The organism is Dyadobacter sp. CY312 (genome assembly GCF_021390535.1).
Taxonomy (GTDB): Bacteria; Bacteroidota; Bacteroidia; order Cytophagales; family Spirosomataceae; genus Dyadobacter.
The window spans coordinates 285,526-300,478 of record NZ_JAJUXG010000011.1; the positions used below are offsets into that span (position 1 = coordinate 285,526).

The 14,953-nt window shown below is 41.9% G+C and carries 17 protein-coding genes; 15 read left to right on the forward strand and 2 right to left on the reverse strand.

Features of this window, described 5'->3' with window-relative positions; genetic code table 11:
* The first annotated feature begins 11 nt into the window (after positions 1 to 11).
* The 12 genes from LZG71_RS16150 (at position 12) to cysM (ending at position 12,363) form a co-directional block, all read left to right on the forward strand.
* Positions 12 to 800 carry a ferritin-like domain-containing protein gene (locus tag LZG71_RS16150; protein WP_233822008.1) on the forward strand — a complete coding sequence of 263 codons (789 nt, stop codon included), beginning with the start codon at positions 12 to 14 and terminating at the stop codon, positions 798 to 800.
* 225 nt (positions 801 to 1,025) lie between these two features.
* Positions 1,026 to 2,258 carry a sulfite oxidase gene (locus LZG71_RS16155; protein ID WP_233822009.1) on the forward strand — a complete coding sequence of 411 codons (1,233 nt, stop codon included), beginning with the start codon at positions 1,026 to 1,028 and terminating at the stop codon, positions 2,256 to 2,258.
* Positions 2,259 to 2,318: 60 nt separating this feature from the next.
* A complete protein-coding gene (locus LZG71_RS16160) occupies positions 2,319 to 2,720 on the forward strand; it encodes a hypothetical protein (protein WP_233822010.1) in 402 nt (133 codons plus the stop codon).
* An 81-nt stretch (positions 2,721 to 2,801) separates the two neighbouring features.
* Positions 2,802 to 3,359, forward strand: a complete 558-nt coding sequence (locus LZG71_RS16165; protein ID WP_233822011.1) for a thermonuclease family protein — start codon at positions 2,802 to 2,804, stop codon at positions 3,357 to 3,359.
* A gap of 13 nt (positions 3,360 to 3,372) precedes the next feature.
* The gene (locus LZG71_RS16170) at positions 3,373 to 3,969 is read left to right on the forward strand and encodes a hypothetical protein (protein WP_233822012.1); all 597 of its coding nucleotides are present in this window, start codon (positions 3,373 to 3,375) and stop codon (positions 3,967 to 3,969) included.
* A 97-nt stretch (positions 3,970 to 4,066) separates the two neighbouring features.
* Positions 4,067 to 5,191, forward strand: coding sequence for a hypothetical protein (locus LZG71_RS16175; protein ID WP_233822013.1), 1,125 nt, complete (start codon positions 4,067 to 4,069; stop codon positions 5,189 to 5,191).
* 43 nt (positions 5,192 to 5,234) lie between these two features.
* Positions 5,235 to 6,629 (forward strand): hypothetical protein, encoded by a 1,395-nt coding sequence (locus tag LZG71_RS16180; RefSeq protein ID WP_233822014.1) that lies wholly within the window; start codon positions 5,235 to 5,237, stop codon positions 6,627 to 6,629.
* A gap of 46 nt (positions 6,630 to 6,675) precedes the next feature.
* Complete coding sequence (locus tag LZG71_RS16185) at positions 6,676 to 7,188, forward strand: GNAT family N-acetyltransferase (protein WP_233822015.1); 513 nt, start codon at positions 6,676 to 6,678, stop codon at positions 7,186 to 7,188.
* A 135-nt stretch (positions 7,189 to 7,323) separates the two neighbouring features.
* Positions 7,324 to 9,042 (forward strand): AMP-binding protein, encoded by a 1,719-nt coding sequence (locus tag LZG71_RS16190; protein ID WP_233822016.1) that lies wholly within the window; start codon positions 7,324 to 7,326, stop codon positions 9,040 to 9,042.
* 216 nt (positions 9,043 to 9,258) lie between these two features.
* Entirely contained in the window at positions 9,259 to 9,999 is a 741-nt protein-coding gene (locus LZG71_RS16195; protein WP_233822017.1) for an alpha/beta fold hydrolase, read from the forward strand.
* A 77-nt stretch (positions 10,000 to 10,076) separates the two neighbouring features.
* On the forward strand, positions 10,077 to 11,288 hold the full coding sequence (locus tag LZG71_RS16200; RefSeq protein ID WP_233822018.1) for a S9 family peptidase: 1,212 nt from the start codon (positions 10,077 to 10,079) through the stop codon (positions 11,286 to 11,288).
* Between the two features lie 202 nt (positions 11,289 to 11,490).
* Positions 11,491 to 12,363, forward strand: coding sequence for a cysteine synthase CysM (gene cysM, locus LZG71_RS16205; RefSeq protein ID WP_233822019.1), 873 nt, complete (start codon positions 11,491 to 11,493; stop codon positions 12,361 to 12,363).
* Between the two features lie 93 nt (positions 12,364 to 12,456).
* Here cysM and LZG71_RS16210 read toward each other — a convergent pair whose 3' ends face one another.
* Entirely contained in the window at positions 12,457 to 12,876 is a 420-nt protein-coding gene (locus LZG71_RS16210; RefSeq protein ID WP_233822020.1) for a cytochrome B, read from the reverse strand.
* Positions 12,877 to 13,044: 168 nt separating this feature from the next.
* Here LZG71_RS16210 and LZG71_RS16215 point away from each other — a divergent pair, with 168 nt between their 5' ends.
* From LZG71_RS16215 to LZG71_RS16225, 3 genes are all read left to right on the forward strand, one after another.
* On the forward strand, positions 13,045 to 13,347 hold the full coding sequence (locus LZG71_RS16215) for a DUF4286 family protein (protein WP_233822021.1): 303 nt from the start codon (positions 13,045 to 13,047) through the stop codon (positions 13,345 to 13,347).
* 219 nt (positions 13,348 to 13,566) lie between these two features.
* Positions 13,567 to 13,947, forward strand: coding sequence for an HPF/RaiA family ribosome-associated protein (locus LZG71_RS16220; RefSeq protein ID WP_233822022.1), 381 nt, complete (start codon positions 13,567 to 13,569; stop codon positions 13,945 to 13,947).
* A 123-nt stretch (positions 13,948 to 14,070) separates the two neighbouring features.
* A complete protein-coding gene (locus tag LZG71_RS16225) occupies positions 14,071 to 14,484 on the forward strand; it encodes a MaoC family dehydratase (RefSeq protein ID WP_233822023.1) in 414 nt (137 codons plus the stop codon).
* A 59-nt stretch (positions 14,485 to 14,543) separates the two neighbouring features.
* Here LZG71_RS16225 and LZG71_RS16230 read toward each other — a convergent pair whose 3' ends face one another.
* Entirely contained in the window at positions 14,544 to 14,723 is a 180-nt protein-coding gene (locus LZG71_RS16230; protein WP_131960147.1) for a histone H1, read from the reverse strand.
* Between the last annotated feature and the right edge of the window lie 230 nt (positions 14,724 to 14,953).

A 14,953-nucleotide genomic window follows, 5' to 3' on the forward strand; every position in this document is an offset into this window, starting at 1 on the left:
TTTCAGAAACAATGGATATTTTCAAAATAATAGACGAACTACAAAAAATTGACGGCGACGCAGTTGGCCGCCTCGAGCATGCTTCCCGCCGTCATTTTATGAACCGGGTAGGTAGCAAAATAGCTTCTGTGGCAGCTCCTATGGCATTTGCTACCATTGTCAACAAAGCTTATGCTCAGTCGGCTGCTGCTGTTGACGTACTTAAATTTGCACTTACACTGGAATATCTTGAGGCCGCTTTCTACAAAATAGCTGTGGACTCGCCAAGTTTGATTCCTGCACAATACAAATCATCAATTGCACTCATTGGAAAGCACGAGGCACAGCACGTTGCTTACCTTGAAGCAGCAGTTGGCAAAATGGACCTGAAATTTGACTGGACTTACGGTGGAAAATTGACTGATACCCACACCAACTTCAAAACATTTATTACGGTGGCCTGCGCTTTAGAAGATACAGGTGTTCGCGCCTACAAAGGACAAGCCGGAGCTCTGATGAAAGATCCGACTATTTTGCAGGTTGCTTTACAAGTACATTCTGTAGAAGCACGCCATGCTGCTCAGGTGAGACGTATTTTCGCGATCGAAAACAATTCAGCTGTAACAAAAGGATGGATTACTGGTAATCAGTCGCCGATAGCATTGGTGCAGGCAGTTTACAACGGAGAAGACAATCTGACGCAAGGTGGCGTAAACCTTAAAGGACTTGCCGGAAAATCAGATGCAGCAATTTCAGAGGCTTTTGATGAAACCCTCTCAAAAGAGCAGGTATTGGCTATTGCCGGTCCTTTTATCGGGTAATTATTATCATAATAAACCTATCCATAAAACATCTGCAAACACTCCGCGCTATGCACACACGGTTCTGAGCTGATGTTCGATTTTATTAAAAAGCAAAGGCTATCCTTCCATGGATGGCCTTTGCTTTTTGTGGTACACTTCCCTATAATTGTACAAAACGCCTGGATTATATGATATATGTAAAACCTATCGTTGTAAATTTGTAAAGTACCTGAATCCTTAAATATGAAATTGTCATTTGACAGACGCGGTTTTTTAAAGAAAACAAGCCTTGCCGCTATGGCTACTGCATTGGGAAGTGAGATCGTTTTTGCCGATAAACTTCCAAAAAACTACATTCCACTTCTTTTTGAAGAAAAGGACGCATTGAAAGGGAAAAATCCCGATTTGATCGTTCAGGGCGACCGCCCTTGGAACGTTGAGACTCCATTGAATCTGCTTGACGACCGGATTACGCCAGTCGATAAAATGTTTATCAGAAACAATGGCTTGATTCCTGAAAAGATGGACATCAAAACCTGGACACTGACTATCGACGGCGAATCGGTCAAAACCACCAAAACCTATTCCCTTGCTGATCTTAAAAAACGATTTAAACATTACACCTATCAACTGGTGTTGGAATGCGGCGGCAACGGAAGATCCGGGTTTCAACCACAAACTTCCGGAAATGCCTGGGGACAAGGTGCTGTCCATTGCGCTGAGTGGACGGGTGTGAGATTGAAGGATATATTAAATGATGTCGGCATAAAAAGTGACGCTGTATATATAGGGTACCATGGCAACGATATTCACTTAAGTCGTGATCCAAAAAAAGAAGCTATTTCCAGAGGTGTTCCCATTGCTAAGGCGTTAGAAGATGAGACACTTGTTGCCTGGCAGCTCAATGGCGCCGATATTCCAGAATTTCATGGTTATCCGTTACGCCTTGTAATTGGAGGCTGGCCTGCATCGGTCTCAGGCAAGTGGCTGAGCCGTATTTCGGTACGGAACAAAATTCATGACGGTGCAAAAATGGAAGGGCATAGTTACAAAATACCTAAAAGCCCTGTTGCTCCGGGACAAGAAGTGCCGCAAACAGAAGAGTATTTCAGGATCATAGAATCCATGCCTGTAAAATCAATGATTACTTATCCTAAGTCCGGAGCCATAATTGCTCCCGGAAAAGAGCTGGAACTGAGAGGACATGCCTGGGCGGGTGATCTTTCAGTAAAAAGCGTGGATGTTTCAATTGATTTCGGATCCACCTGGCAAAACTGCAAACTTGAGGCTCCGGCAAACCGACTTGCCTGGCAACACTGGAATACAAAAATAAAACTTCCGGTGAAGGGTTATTATGAAGTGTGGGTACGTGCAACTGACGAAAAAGGCGTTGCTCAGCCCATGGTTATTCCGGCTTGGAATCCGGGTGGCTATCTGAATAACGCCTGCGAAAGAATTGCCCTTAAAGCAGAATAGGAAGTTGGTCAAAATCACATAATCCGCTCATGGCTGATTAGTATAAAATATAGTGAAATTATGAAAAACTTATTGCTCCTGTTAACAGGCCTGGCAATTGTGACCAGTATATCTTTCAATAGCAAAGAAATACAGCACAAAGCAGCTACTACAAGTTTTGTATCTTCGGATACTTTGAAAAAAGATCCGGAAACGGGACTAATTGTGGATAAAGATCTGTACATGGTGAAAGCACAGTGCACGAGTTGTCATTCATCCAAACTGATCATTGCCAATCATTTCACAAGAGACGGCTGGAAGCAGAAGATCCGCTGGATGCAGGCGAATCATAACTTGTGGGAATTGGGAGAAACAGAAAAGCAGGTGCTCGACTATCTGGAAAAATACTACGCGCCTACCCAGACTTATGCTCGCAGGCAACCTTTAAAAGACATTCAATGGTATAAACTGGAAGTAAAGTAAGAACGATTTCTGCTGTTTTCGACAGCTTCTTCCCAGAAGTATTTTCTACCTTTATGGCTTCATCGTTATGAATTATTACGCGTGCAAATTACTTCCGTTTCAACTTACAGAGTACTAACAAATTACCTTTCTGCTGTTTTACTAATCCTGTTTTTAAGTTCTTTTCAACAGGACCGTACCAGTCAACCCATTCCAAAAAGTGATGTACTGCCTGCAATCATCAAGGCAGAAGTGATCGGAATACAGGATGGCGATACCATCGAATTGAAATTTATTTTCGCAGGTAAAAAAGCAGGACGCAGAAAGGATATGCCGCTCCGGATACGGCTGTTGCATGTAAATGCCCCTGAACGTGGCAGGCCCTATTATAAAGTAGCGAAGCAGTTTACCTCAGAAAAATGTTTCAGAAAAAAGGTACAGATCCGCCATGCGGGTAATTTTGACCGATATGGAAGATTACTGGGAGAAGTGGTATTGCCAGATGGGAAAATTCTGAACAAAGAGTTGGTAAAAGTTGGATACGCGGTACATTTTAAAAAATATTCAGGCAGTTCCGAATATTCAAATCTGGAGATTCAGGCACAAAAGAAAAAAATTGGGATATGGAGCTTTGACCAGGTAAATTTGGGCAAACTCTGACCGACATTAAAATATGAGCTCACAGGCCGCACTTTTTAAGATTCTCTTCCAGAATGATACCCTTTTTCAACTGAATGAAAGCAAGCCGGTTGTGGTTCAGGAAAAAGAATCTCCGGTTGCAAAAAGTGCTCCTATTGCTCCTCAGCAACCAAAACCGGCTCCAACTACAATTAAGATCGCAGAAAAGCCAGAGGCTCCGAAACTTGTTTCTGCACCGGTTGCTCAGGAATTCCCTGCTTTAAAGCATAGGATACTAATTCTCACAGAAGATCAAAAGCAGCAGGAAATGCAGGCAGCAGAGGCCGTTTTTCTTGATAATATTTTGAAAGCGGTGAAATTTTCAATCAGTGAGGCCGACGTTTTCAATGTCAGCTTCTTGCCCCCTACAGATGCCCGTGGTGTTATTTCCGGCCGGAAAATCAATTATTTCATCACATTTGGCGTACCGCTTGTCAAACTGAATGTAGATCTGCTTCTGATACCTTACACACCTAAACTTGTGGATGGTATATGGTTCCTTTTGGCAGATCCGCTGGCAGCTATTGAATCTGATCGTGACTTAAAACGAAAACTATGGCAAGCTCTGCAAAAAATGTTCGAAAAGGCCTAGCTAAGAACGCCTTACGTATTTTAATAACCGATCATCACAATAATGTAGGTTAGTTCCCTGTTTTCATGGATAATCGCAGGCTAATCCATGAAAACATATGGCCAAATTCACTCAATTGATCACAAATCTGTTCCGTTCGTCACCTTCCGACGAGGAACAATACTACGAAGACGACGTCGTAGCGAACACCGAAACCTCCGAAATTACAACTTCACAAAACACGCCAATTGTAAGTAATACTCCGACTTATGCCATAGGCGAGGTAACGGATAAAAGTCCTGTTGTGCCTCAGGTGACAGAAGTAGCGATCCCCTATTGGCTGGAAGATGAAGATACACTTCGTGATGAAGGAGTGTTATTCGGTTTATCCGAATCTGATCCGACTGAAAAAACGGATATCATTCACAAATACTTCCTCCATCTTTCCGCAAAGCCCCTAAGTGAAATAGAACAACATAACGAACGTGTTCAGGAGCTTAATCTCTTCATTGGTCAAAAAACGAATAGAATTGAAGAATTGAAATTCAAATTGGATGCGATTGCGACATCAGAAAAACGCGCTGAGCATCATTTGCCACGAACACTTACAGGTTTGGCTCTCTGCGCTGCCATGTGTGTAGGTAATTTTTTCCTGATTCGAGAATCACTCAAGCCGGTGTTTGCTGAAAGTTCATGGATAGCCCTGGGCATTTTCCTTGCCGGGATGTTCAGTTTATTCGGTCGTATTTCTATTTTTCATGATACACAATCAAAGGTAAGCTGGCGGCCGCTTCTTGAAGAAATAGGATTGCCATTTGCAGCAGCGCTTTTTGTTTTCGCCAACGTATTACCAGCCCAAAGCTGGTTTCAGGCTTCCGCACTGTTCGTTTTCATTTTCTTCCTTTTTCTTTTTGCAGGAAAACTTTTCCTCAGCAACATCACCCTATTACGAACCGACCTTAAAGCCTGGCTGGACCCGATCCGGGAGAAAAAGCAACACGAAAATGAAGCGGTTGACCGGGAAACAGAAATATTGGAATTACAGGAACAAACCAACGAGCTACGTGTAAAAAAATGGCAGGTATTGCGTGAATTAAGTGCAGTTGAGACCGAGCGCGACCGAATTTACGCAAGACGCGACATGCTGATCAAATTATTCGAAAGTGAATTCTTTCTGGCCCGTCGCATGAAAAACCAACTTACAGGCAAACAGTTGAATTACATACAAAAAGGAGGTCAGTAGGCCACCTTTCGTTTTCAATTAAGAACTTTAAAATTCAGGAGATATGGACGAGCAAAATCCCAACCAAAGTGGTGATTACCAACACGGTTACACCAGTGGTATTGAGGGCCTTGACCGCGAGACCTACGAAAATTATTTATCGAGCAACGTAAATCACGATTGGGCAACAAATCAGATTACCCAAAAACAGGAATTGCTACAAACGCTGCGGAACAGAAAGCAGGAAACCATCCAAAAACAGAAGTTGTCATATGATAAGCTTCAACAGGAAACGATGGGACTTAACGGAAATGTCCGCAAAATGCAGGAACTGGAAACGTCTGTTAACGCTATTGACTCGGAAACCGAAAATCTTAAAGAAAAAAGAAGCTCTAAGGCGCCCACTTATTCACTTATAGCCGGTCTTATATTTTTAGCCGCAGGTATTTCTTTTATAGCCGGTGACCTTATCATCTCGCACGAGATTGTTGCTTATGCATTGAACATCAGGAATTCCAATGAGGCCTGGGCTTTTGCAATTGGTCTTGCAATGCTTTCCGTATTGTTAAAGCCCGCTTACGACCGGCTCATTGAAGAACCTTATCACAACGAGGATACGCATAAAGCGAAATCAAGATACGCACGTTTCAAGCTGATACTTTCCATCTTTGCCATTGTTACACTTATCGTGTTAGGCTGGTTCCGATACGAAGCTTACCGTACCGATAAATTGAAGGAAGCAATTAATAAATCGGTAAAAAATCTTCAGCTCAATGCTGTGGATCCAATGACAGGAGCACCAATAAATAGTCCGGAACTTACAAACAAAATAGAACAGGCACTAAGAAACTCGGATCAGCTGAATCTGGATCTGGTCAACAGTCCATGGGCTTTGCTTTCATTTGTATTGAGTGGAGTACTTTTCGCTATTGCAGGTGCGGTATCGTTGGGCATGGCTTTGCCGGTATTGCAGGGCTTTTGGTATCGCTGGCTTCAAATTGACCCCAAGTTATGGCGACTAAGACGACGCCGTAAACGAATTCTGAAACAAATGGAGCCTTTACAGCAATTGCTTACAGGCCAATTGGCTCAAAAGAATATTCTTGAAAATGAACTGTCCGTATTACCTTCTCTGGAAGAATTAAAACAGGAAGAAAGAGAGGTTCTTGACGAAATAAAAAATCTTGAAGAAGACCGCAGACTCGCCCTTACCCAAAGCAGGGTTCATTCTTACGCAGATGGATACGGACGTGGGCAGGTAACGCGAGATGTAATGAACCAGGAAGAATATGACTCTTGGCGCAACAGACATTTAACCGTTTCGGATCTCGCCATGAAAGCCAAAGCTAACGCATCTTCTGACAGGGCCGTAACACGCACCCGCAGCACGGGTATGCGACCTCATCAGGCAATCCGCAAAGCAATCACCGATCGCTTTGATGAAAACAACTCACAATGATTTTGCTTAAATTGGGGGTCAGGATTTTTTTACAATACGATTACATATGATTTTGACCCCCAATTTGAGAATAGTCGTCTGCGACGATACACTGTTTGATGCCATTAGAATGGGCAATAATACCCTCGCAAAAGTGATGGGTGTGAATGTCCCAAAAAAATGGACCGATTTCAGAGATACGTTTACTCCGTCCTACCATCGCTGGAAGGCACATCCTCCTCTTCGTGAATGGTGGGTTTATCTTATCATACACATCCCTACTAACCAGCTCATTGGCTCATGCGGCTACAAAGGTGAACCGGATTCTACCGGCACTGTTGAGATTGGCTACGAAATCATACCTTCATACAGAAACAAAGGACTTGGGACGGAAACAGCACGTAGCCTGGTAGATCACGCCTTTTCAAAAAGTGGAGTACATAAAGTAATTGCCCACACACTGGCCGAAGAGAACGCATCGGGACAGATATTGCAGAAAATTGGTTTCGTTCAAACAGAGGATATTGATGACTCAGATGAGGGCGCCTTATGGCGTTGGGAAATAAAAAAAACAAACTAACCTTAAATGGAATAAAATTTATCAGAATTCGCCGTTGTCATATTTTCAAAAAGAAATTGCATTGATTTTATAAATTTTTATCTTAATTTATTGTTTGGTTGTCTACATTCCTAAATAACTACCCTTACCACAAGTATGATGTCAATATCAAAAGATACATATCCCTGGCTGAAGCATTATCCCGAAGGTGTACCCTATGAAATAAATCCGGACGCGTATACCTCCTTACTGGACCTGATAGAGACCAGCTTTGCAAATTTCCCGGATAATCCGGCCTATACCAACATGGATAAGGTCCTGACATTTGGAAAACTTGACCAGCTATCCCGGAATTTCGCAGCGTATCTGCAGAGTATAGGTCTTAAAAAGGGAGATCGTATTGCCATTCAAATGCCTAATGTGTTACAATATCCGGTAGCAATGTTTGGAGCGCTAAGGGCAGGTTTGGTAATTGTTAACACCAATCCTCTTTATACATCAAGAGAAATGCAGCACCAGTTTAACGACTCAGGTGCAAAGGCAATCGTGATCATGGCCAACTTTGCAGCAAATCTTGAAAAAATCATTGCAAGTACTAATATTGAGCACATTATCGTAACCGAAATAGGTGATCTGCTCGGTTTCCCTAAAAAACTGATCGTAAACGCAGTAGTAAAGTATGTGAAGAAAATGGTACCCGCGTACCACCTTCCTAAAGTTACTTCGTTTGGAAGCGCCCTGCACACGGGTTCTGGTTTTACGTATCAGCGTCCCAACGTTTCTGGGATCGACGTCGCTTTTATACAATATACCGGTGGAACTACTGGTGTGTCGAAAGGAGCCATGTTAAGCCATCGTAATCTGATTGCCAATGTGGAAGCCGTAAATGAATGGCTTATGTCGAAAATGAGAAATTCGGATCATGAAGGTTTGCTGACTATGGTGGCCGCATTGCCTTTGTACCACGTTTTTGCTATGACTATCAATGCGCTCTGTGGTTTGAAATGGGGTGCACTTAACCTGCTTATCACCAATCCCCGCGATATTCCCGGTTTTATAAAGGAACTCAAAAAATTCAAGATCAATATATTCCCGGGTCTCAATACACTCTTTAACGGATTGCTGAATAATCCGGAATTTAAAAACATAGATTTCAGTGGTTTAAAAATCACCATTGCCGGCGGAATGGCTTTACAAAAAGTGGTTGCAAATCGTTGGGAAGAAGAAACAGGCTGCATACTTGTTGAAGGTTACGGACTTTCTGAAACTTCACCAGTGCTTTCAGTAAGCCCTCTCGATGGCAACCACCGCATCGGAACAATCGGCGTTCCTTTTCCAAGCACGGAAATGCGCATTCTTAGTGATGACGACACTTGGGCCAAACTAGGAGAAAAAGGTGAAATATGCGCCAAAGGTCCTCAGATCATGCTTGGCTATTACAACAGACCCGATGAAACCGCGAAGGTGATTTTTGAGGATGAAAGCGGACGCTGGTTCAGAACAGGCGATATCGGGATTGAAGATCCTGACGGGTTTTTCAAGATCGTAGACCGCAAGAAGGACATGATCCTTGTTTCAGGCTTTAATGTTTATCCAAATGAAATTGAAGGAGTGATAGCACAATGCCCCGGCGTGTTGGAAGTGGCCTGTGTAGGTATTCCCGACGAAAAAACGGGGGAACTGGTGAAAGTATATATTGTAAAAAAAGATCCCGCTCTGACCGAGCAAACGGTAAAAGCATTTTGCAAGGAAAACCTGACAGCTTACAAATGTCCTAAACAGATTGAGTTCAGGACGGAACTACCAAAAACCAATGTTGGAAAAATACTTCGCAGGGCTCTCAGAGATGAAGAATTGGCAAAAGCGCCCAAATAATACATAACTGTTTTCAAGATAAAAAACAGAAAAAATCAAATACGATAATTTCAGGAAATAAGCCCGTGAACAGCGTTCTCCGGGCTTATTTTTGTTGGTCTTTATCCATCCCGCTCTTCTCAAAGTTCATTACGATTTGAACATAAAGCATTATTTTAGAACATCGTTTATGTATATTTATCCAAAACAAGTACTCAACCTTGATAGACAATTGTTATGAATTTATACAAAAAGACCCTGGTTTTGCTGCACGGTCACGGAATGGATGATGCCATTTGGGACTATCTGGACGCAACATTAAATGACTATTTTACGATTGTAAGACCTAATATTTCTCTCTATACATCGTGCCAGACAGTAGAAGAATACGCAGACGAACTGCATCGATTCCTGACCAGTGCCAACATCACGAAATTTACGCTGATCGGCCACTCAATGGGAGGATACATTGCGCTGGCATTTGCTGAAAAATATCCTGATTTACTCGAAGGTTTCGGATTGGTACACTCAACCGCCTATGCCGATGATGACGCGAAAAAAGAACAGCGAAATAAAACCATTCAACTGCTGAACAACCACGGAACCGAAGCCTTTATTAAAGCCACAGCATCCAATTTATTCGGTGACAGGTTTAAAGAACTATTCCCGGAAAAAGTAGAGGCTCATATCCAGCGTTACGGGAAATTGCCTGCTCAGGCTCTGGCAACCGGGATGGCTGCCATGCGTGACCGCCCGGACAGAACAGCCGTATTAGCCTCAATGCCCTACCCTGTTCTTTTCATTATCGGAATGCAGGATAAGCTAATTCAGTTCGAAAGCTGTATCAGTTTATCGGACTATCCCAAACAGAATTACCCGTTCATTCTGGCAGAAGCCGGACACATGGGTATGGTGGAACGTCCCGACGCAACATCCAGAATGATAAGCTGGTATATGAATAAAATTTCTTCATTATAATATCAGTTTTCATGACCTAAAATGAGTCAGCGTTCGTTAGTAATAACTGAATACTGACTCATTCTCTTTTCAACGCTATGGCAAAATTCATTTTTACTCCCTTACTTAGAAATACCTGGCTTGTATTCATTCTGACAATTCTGATTTTATCTGGTTGTGACAATGAAAATAAACCTGTCGATCCGGTTCAGGAAAATAAGTATCTCAAAGAAAGCTCACTCATCAAGGAATTATCGAAAGATGATATCTTAAAAATAAATCCTCTGTTTGCCGCCTATGTTAAGAACGGCATTAAAGTTTATAAGGTAACCTACAAAACTACCAACACCGACGGAGCCGAAATTACTGCATCAGGAGCTGTGATTATGCCGGTTTCTAACCAGCCGGCATCTATGATCAGTGTGCAGCATGGCACCATCACCACGGATGCAGAAGCTCCATCCCATTATGCCTCCAGTTCGGAAACAGCAACATTTGGAGCAATGTTTGGAGCCATGGGATACATCATCGCCTACCCTGATTACATTGGTTACGGTGCTTCCAAAGACCTGCCTCATCCATATGAACACAGAGCAAGCCTTGGCTCAGCCTCACTCGATTTGCTTAGAGCCTCAAAAGAGCTCCTGAAAGGTCAGACCGCTGTTAAATGGGATGAAAAGTTATTTCTGGCCGGTTATTCAGAAGGAGGTTATGCGACCATGTCCCTTCAGAAGAGGATTGAAGAAGAGGCTTCAACGGAATTTAATCTGAGGGCTTCCAGCTGTGGAGCAGGTGCCTACGACAAAACTGCATTTATGAAAGAAATCATAAATAATCAGACTCATGCTGTTGTGAATTACAACCGGCTTTATCTATGGGTTTTGCTAAGCTACGACCGTATCTATAAATTAAACAAACCGGCGACTTACTATTTTAAGGAACCATGGGCAGCACAGATTGCGGCTGCAAATGGTGACCCATCCAAAGTCCTGATCAATACCAGTTTCCATAACATTCTGACGGATTCTTTCAAAAAAGCATTAAACGACGGAACAGATCAGGATTTTATCAAAGCCATTGCTGATAATGATGTATATAACTGGAAACCTAAAACGCCTACAAAGTTGTACCACGGATTGTCTGATCAGCTGGTTTTTCCTTTCAATTCGGTGAATGCAGAAGCAGCAATGAAAAAACTTGGAGCCGCTGATGTTCAGTTTATTCCTGTTCCAGGAGGGGATCATGGTTCTACCATTACACCTTACCTTTTGGGGACACTGACATTCTTTCAGGACCCGAAATACAAGTAATCCATTATATTTGCACCCAATTTAGTCTATAAGACAAATATGATTGTAACTATCATTACTGTAAATTCTTGTTTAAAGCCACGCTTTTCGTTCAATGTCAATGATGATGCACGATGTTGTTCTGGAATAAAATAACATTTTCAAAATCGGTTTTCTGAAACCGATCATTTAATCCGGGACACATTTAATACATTCTCTTGTCATGTCATCACTTCTTGAATTGGTGGGTAACACGCCACTCGTTGAATTAAAGCATATCAATCCCAACCCAAAAGTAAAACTTTACGGCAAACTGGAAGGAAATAATCCCGGTGGCAGCGTAAAAGACCGTGCTGCCTACAGTATGATCAAAGGCGCTCTGGATCGTGGAGAAATAAAAAAAGGAACCAAACTCATTGAAGCAACCAGTGGTAACACAGGAATTGCGCTTGCAATGATTGCGCGGCTGTTCGAGCTGGAAATAGAGCTTATTATGCCACAGAACTCGACCCGAGAACGCGTACTGACCATGGAAGCTTTTGGTGCGAAAGTAACTTTAACGGAAACGATGGAAGGTGCCCGTGACTATGCAGAAGACAAAGCAGCGCACAACGGTTATTTTATGCTCAATCAATTTGCAAATCCTGACAATTGGAAAGCGCACTATAACACAACAGGGCCCGAAATCTGGAAGGACACCACACAGCAAATTACACACTTTGTTTCATCCATGGGTACCACCGGCACTATTATGGGTGTATCGCGCTATCTGAAAGAGCAAAGTAGTAAAATTCAGATCGTTGGCTGTCAGCCGACGGACGGTTCCAGTATTCCGGGAATCAGAAAATGGCCGGAAGAATATCTTCCAAAGATATATGACAGAAACCGTGTGGATCAGGTAATAGAAGTTACCCAGGAAAATGCAGTTGATATGACACGCCGACTGGCAAAAGAAGAGGCAGTATTTGCAGGAATGAGCAGTGGCGGAGCAGCGTGGGCGGCAGTAGAGCTTGCTAAGGAATTAACTTCCGGAGTAATCGTATTTATTATCTGTGACCGCGGAGACCGTTACCTTTCCAGTGATTTGTTTGGCTAAGATTCCAGCAGTAGAAACCTTTTCGAAATTTTTATTGAATATTTTAGCGGTTAGCTGCAAGCCAAAGGCTAACAGCTAACCGCTAATTAATTATCAGAACCAACCTGATCCCAAATTCCTAAATGGCCAGGGAATGGCAACCAGCATGATTACTAATGCCAGAGCATAAAAGTAAAGTACGGTTCTGTGCTTATCTGCACCTTCCAGCTTCTTGGATCTTACCCGGCCAACTGTAATCAATATGATCGCGATAAGCATCATAAATCCATGTTCAATAGAGAAAAAGCGAAAAACTTTTTCACTGATAAGGCTAAAATTAACCTTTGGACTCATTGTAAAAAGGATTAAGCCAATGAGCAACTGCGTATGTGTTGCGATGAGTGCGAAGAGATAGACTTTGCTATCTCCGCTTTTGTTGCTCTTCCAATTGGAGTAAGCTATGAAAATAGCAGCAAGGAGCAATCCTAATACCACATAACGCAAGCCCGAATGGGCACGTAGAAGAATGTTCATAAGGGTAAAACAAGTTACGGTGAATTTGTAAAGGGTACAAAGGTAACTCCCAATCTACCTTCTCCCAAATATTTGGAGGATACGGATACCATCTTGAATGATCGGGAACTGGTAAAAATATAATTGCGATATTTGCACGAATGTCACGAGACCAAATCAATTAAAATAATGATCATTTTTAACATCACAGTAAATATCAGCTACGCAGCTGAAAAAGAATGGCTTGCCTATATGAAAAGCACCCATATACCGGAAATAATGGCGACAAACCTGCCTACTGAGGTTAAATTGCTGCGTTTGCTCACTGAAATCGAAAATGAGGGATCAACCTATACTTCTCAATTTTCATTTCGCACAATGGAAGACTTTTTGGCCTATCAGACTGATTATCAATCCAACATCCAGGAGAAGCATCATCAGATTTTTAATGGTCAGTATGTATCTTTCCGTACACTTTTGGAAGAAGCCTGAGCTTTGAAACATTGCTAAAATAAATTCAGACAAACCTTGTCTTGCGCTTGACATTACAGGATTAATTCTCTTTATTTAGTATACCATTCGTCATGGGAGTTAACAGAGAAATTGTAGAATTTGTACTTTTTCGTGAGTAGTTAAATTCTGTCAAAGTTCCGGATGTGTATGATATGACGTTTGGTTCAAAGTAATGTTTTACCTTAAACCTAAGTGCTTATGAGACTGCAGATGCAAGCAATTCACTTTGATGCTGATCCTAGATTGTTGTCATTTATTCAACAGAAATTAGATAAACTGGACACCTTTTATGATAAGATTACAAGTGGGGAGGTATTTTTGAAGTTAGATAAAAGTGAAAATGCCAAGTTACATACCAAACTTTTAGAAGTTAAACTTTACGTACCGGGAGGAACCATGTTTGTCACGGAAAAAGGAACAACATTTGAAGAGGCCACTGACCTGGCAGTAGACACGTTGAAAATGCAGGTTAAAAAGTTTAAAGACAAGCGAAGCAATGCACGAGTAACCAAACCTCTCGAAGGCGAAGTTGACGAAGACGCTGCGGTAGCCATCCTGACGGAAGATAACGAGGAATAAACCTCATAAACATATTGAGAAGAAGCTGCCTTGACCGGGCAGCTTCTTTTTTTGTGATAAACCGGGTTGTACAGATCCGGTATTTAACCGATTTTTGAAAATCATTTAATCAATATCATTCTTATGGACATAGAGCCAGTTGTTAATTCATCCTTTGATTACCTCTTTAAATTTACTCAGGACGAAGTGGTAAGATTCGCAGAGCTGACAGGCGACAACAACCCTTTACACCTGGATGCAGAATATGCAGCAACCACTAATTTCAAAAGACCAATTATTCACGGCATGCTGGGAGCGACGGTTTTTACCAAGGTACTGGGCACACAATTCCCTGGGTTCGGTTCCATTTATCTGAAACAGACCCTGGAATTTCTAAGACCCATGTTTGTGGAAAACGAATATAAAGCTGTGTTTACCATTAAATCAATCCAGCCTGAAAAACACATTGCGGAAATATCAACCGAGATCGTTGATCTTGGAACAAAAAAAGTGGTGACGCGAGGTGTGGCGACCATGATTAATGAAAAGATATTCTAAAGCAGTGAGGCCCGGTTCAAATTGAACCGGGCCTCCAAATTTCTGGTGTGCTAGAGTAATTACTCAGCTGCATTTTTCTTGTTCTGAACTTCAGAACGTATCTCCTGAGCCAAAGTCTTAAGATCCTGCATGCCTTTACGTACACGTGTACCTGCAGCTTGGTTCTCTTTGTTGTAGAACTTATCGAAATCACCTTCCAAAGAAAGAATCAAATCTTTTACTTCATCAAATCGTGCCATGTTTTTATTTGTTTTTTTAGTTTAAAAATGCCCAAAACAAGCTAGAAACGCATGTTTTGCCCGAAATTTAATAATTAAAAGCATTACCGCAATCCAAAAAACAAAAAAAAACAATACTATAATGCAATTTACAAGTCATGTTATAGTTAACATGTTAACTATCAAATAGTTGAGAAAATAAAATATTTTTGAAATATTTAAAAAAAAGAGGGCATTTTTGATAAAATGCC

Excerpts from the sequence above, each read along its gene's own strand:
- LZG71_RS16150 (WP_233822008.1), top strand. The coding sequence starts at position 12 with ATGGATATTTTCAAAATAATAGACGAACTACAAAAAATTGACGGCGAC.
- LZG71_RS16155 (WP_233822009.1), top strand. The coding sequence starts at position 1,026 with ATGAAATTGTCATTTGACAGACGCGGTTTTTTAAAGAAAACAAGCCTT.
- LZG71_RS16160 (WP_233822010.1), top strand. The coding sequence starts at position 2,319 with ATGAAAAACTTATTGCTCCTGTTAACAGGCCTGGCAATTGTGACCAGT.
- LZG71_RS16170 (WP_233822012.1), top strand. The coding sequence starts at position 3,373 with ATGAGCTCACAGGCCGCACTTTTTAAGATTCTCTTCCAGAATGATACC.
- LZG71_RS16175 (WP_233822013.1), top strand. The coding sequence starts at position 4,067 with ATGGCCAAATTCACTCAATTGATCACAAATCTGTTCCGTTCGTCACCT.
- LZG71_RS16180 (WP_233822014.1), top strand. The coding sequence starts at position 5,235 with ATGGACGAGCAAAATCCCAACCAAAGTGGTGATTACCAACACGGTTAC.
- LZG71_RS16185 (WP_233822015.1), top strand. The coding sequence starts at position 6,676 with ATGATTTTGACCCCCAATTTGAGAATAGTCGTCTGCGACGATACACTG.
- LZG71_RS16190 (WP_233822016.1), top strand. The coding sequence starts at position 7,324 with ATGATGTCAATATCAAAAGATACATATCCCTGGCTGAAGCATTATCCC.
- LZG71_RS16195 (WP_233822017.1), top strand. The coding sequence starts at position 9,259 with ATGAATTTATACAAAAAGACCCTGGTTTTGCTGCACGGTCACGGAATG.
- LZG71_RS16200 (WP_233822018.1), top strand. The coding sequence starts at position 10,077 with ATGGCAAAATTCATTTTTACTCCCTTACTTAGAAATACCTGGCTTGTA.
- cysM (WP_233822019.1), top strand. The coding sequence starts at position 11,491 with ATGTCATCACTTCTTGAATTGGTGGGTAACACGCCACTCGTTGAATTA.
- LZG71_RS16210 (WP_233822020.1), bottom strand. The coding sequence starts at position 12,876 with ATGAACATTCTTCTACGTGCCCATTCGGGCTTGCGTTATGTGGTATTA.
- LZG71_RS16215 (WP_233822021.1), top strand. The coding sequence starts at position 13,045 with ATGATCATTTTTAACATCACAGTAAATATCAGCTACGCAGCTGAAAAA.
- LZG71_RS16220 (WP_233822022.1), top strand. The coding sequence starts at position 13,567 with ATGAGACTGCAGATGCAAGCAATTCACTTTGATGCTGATCCTAGATTG.
- LZG71_RS16225 (WP_233822023.1), top strand. The coding sequence starts at position 14,071 with ATGGACATAGAGCCAGTTGTTAATTCATCCTTTGATTACCTCTTTAAA.
- LZG71_RS16230 (WP_131960147.1), bottom strand. The coding sequence starts at position 14,723 with ATGGCACGATTTGATGAAGTAAAAGATTTGATTCTTTCTTTGGAAGGT.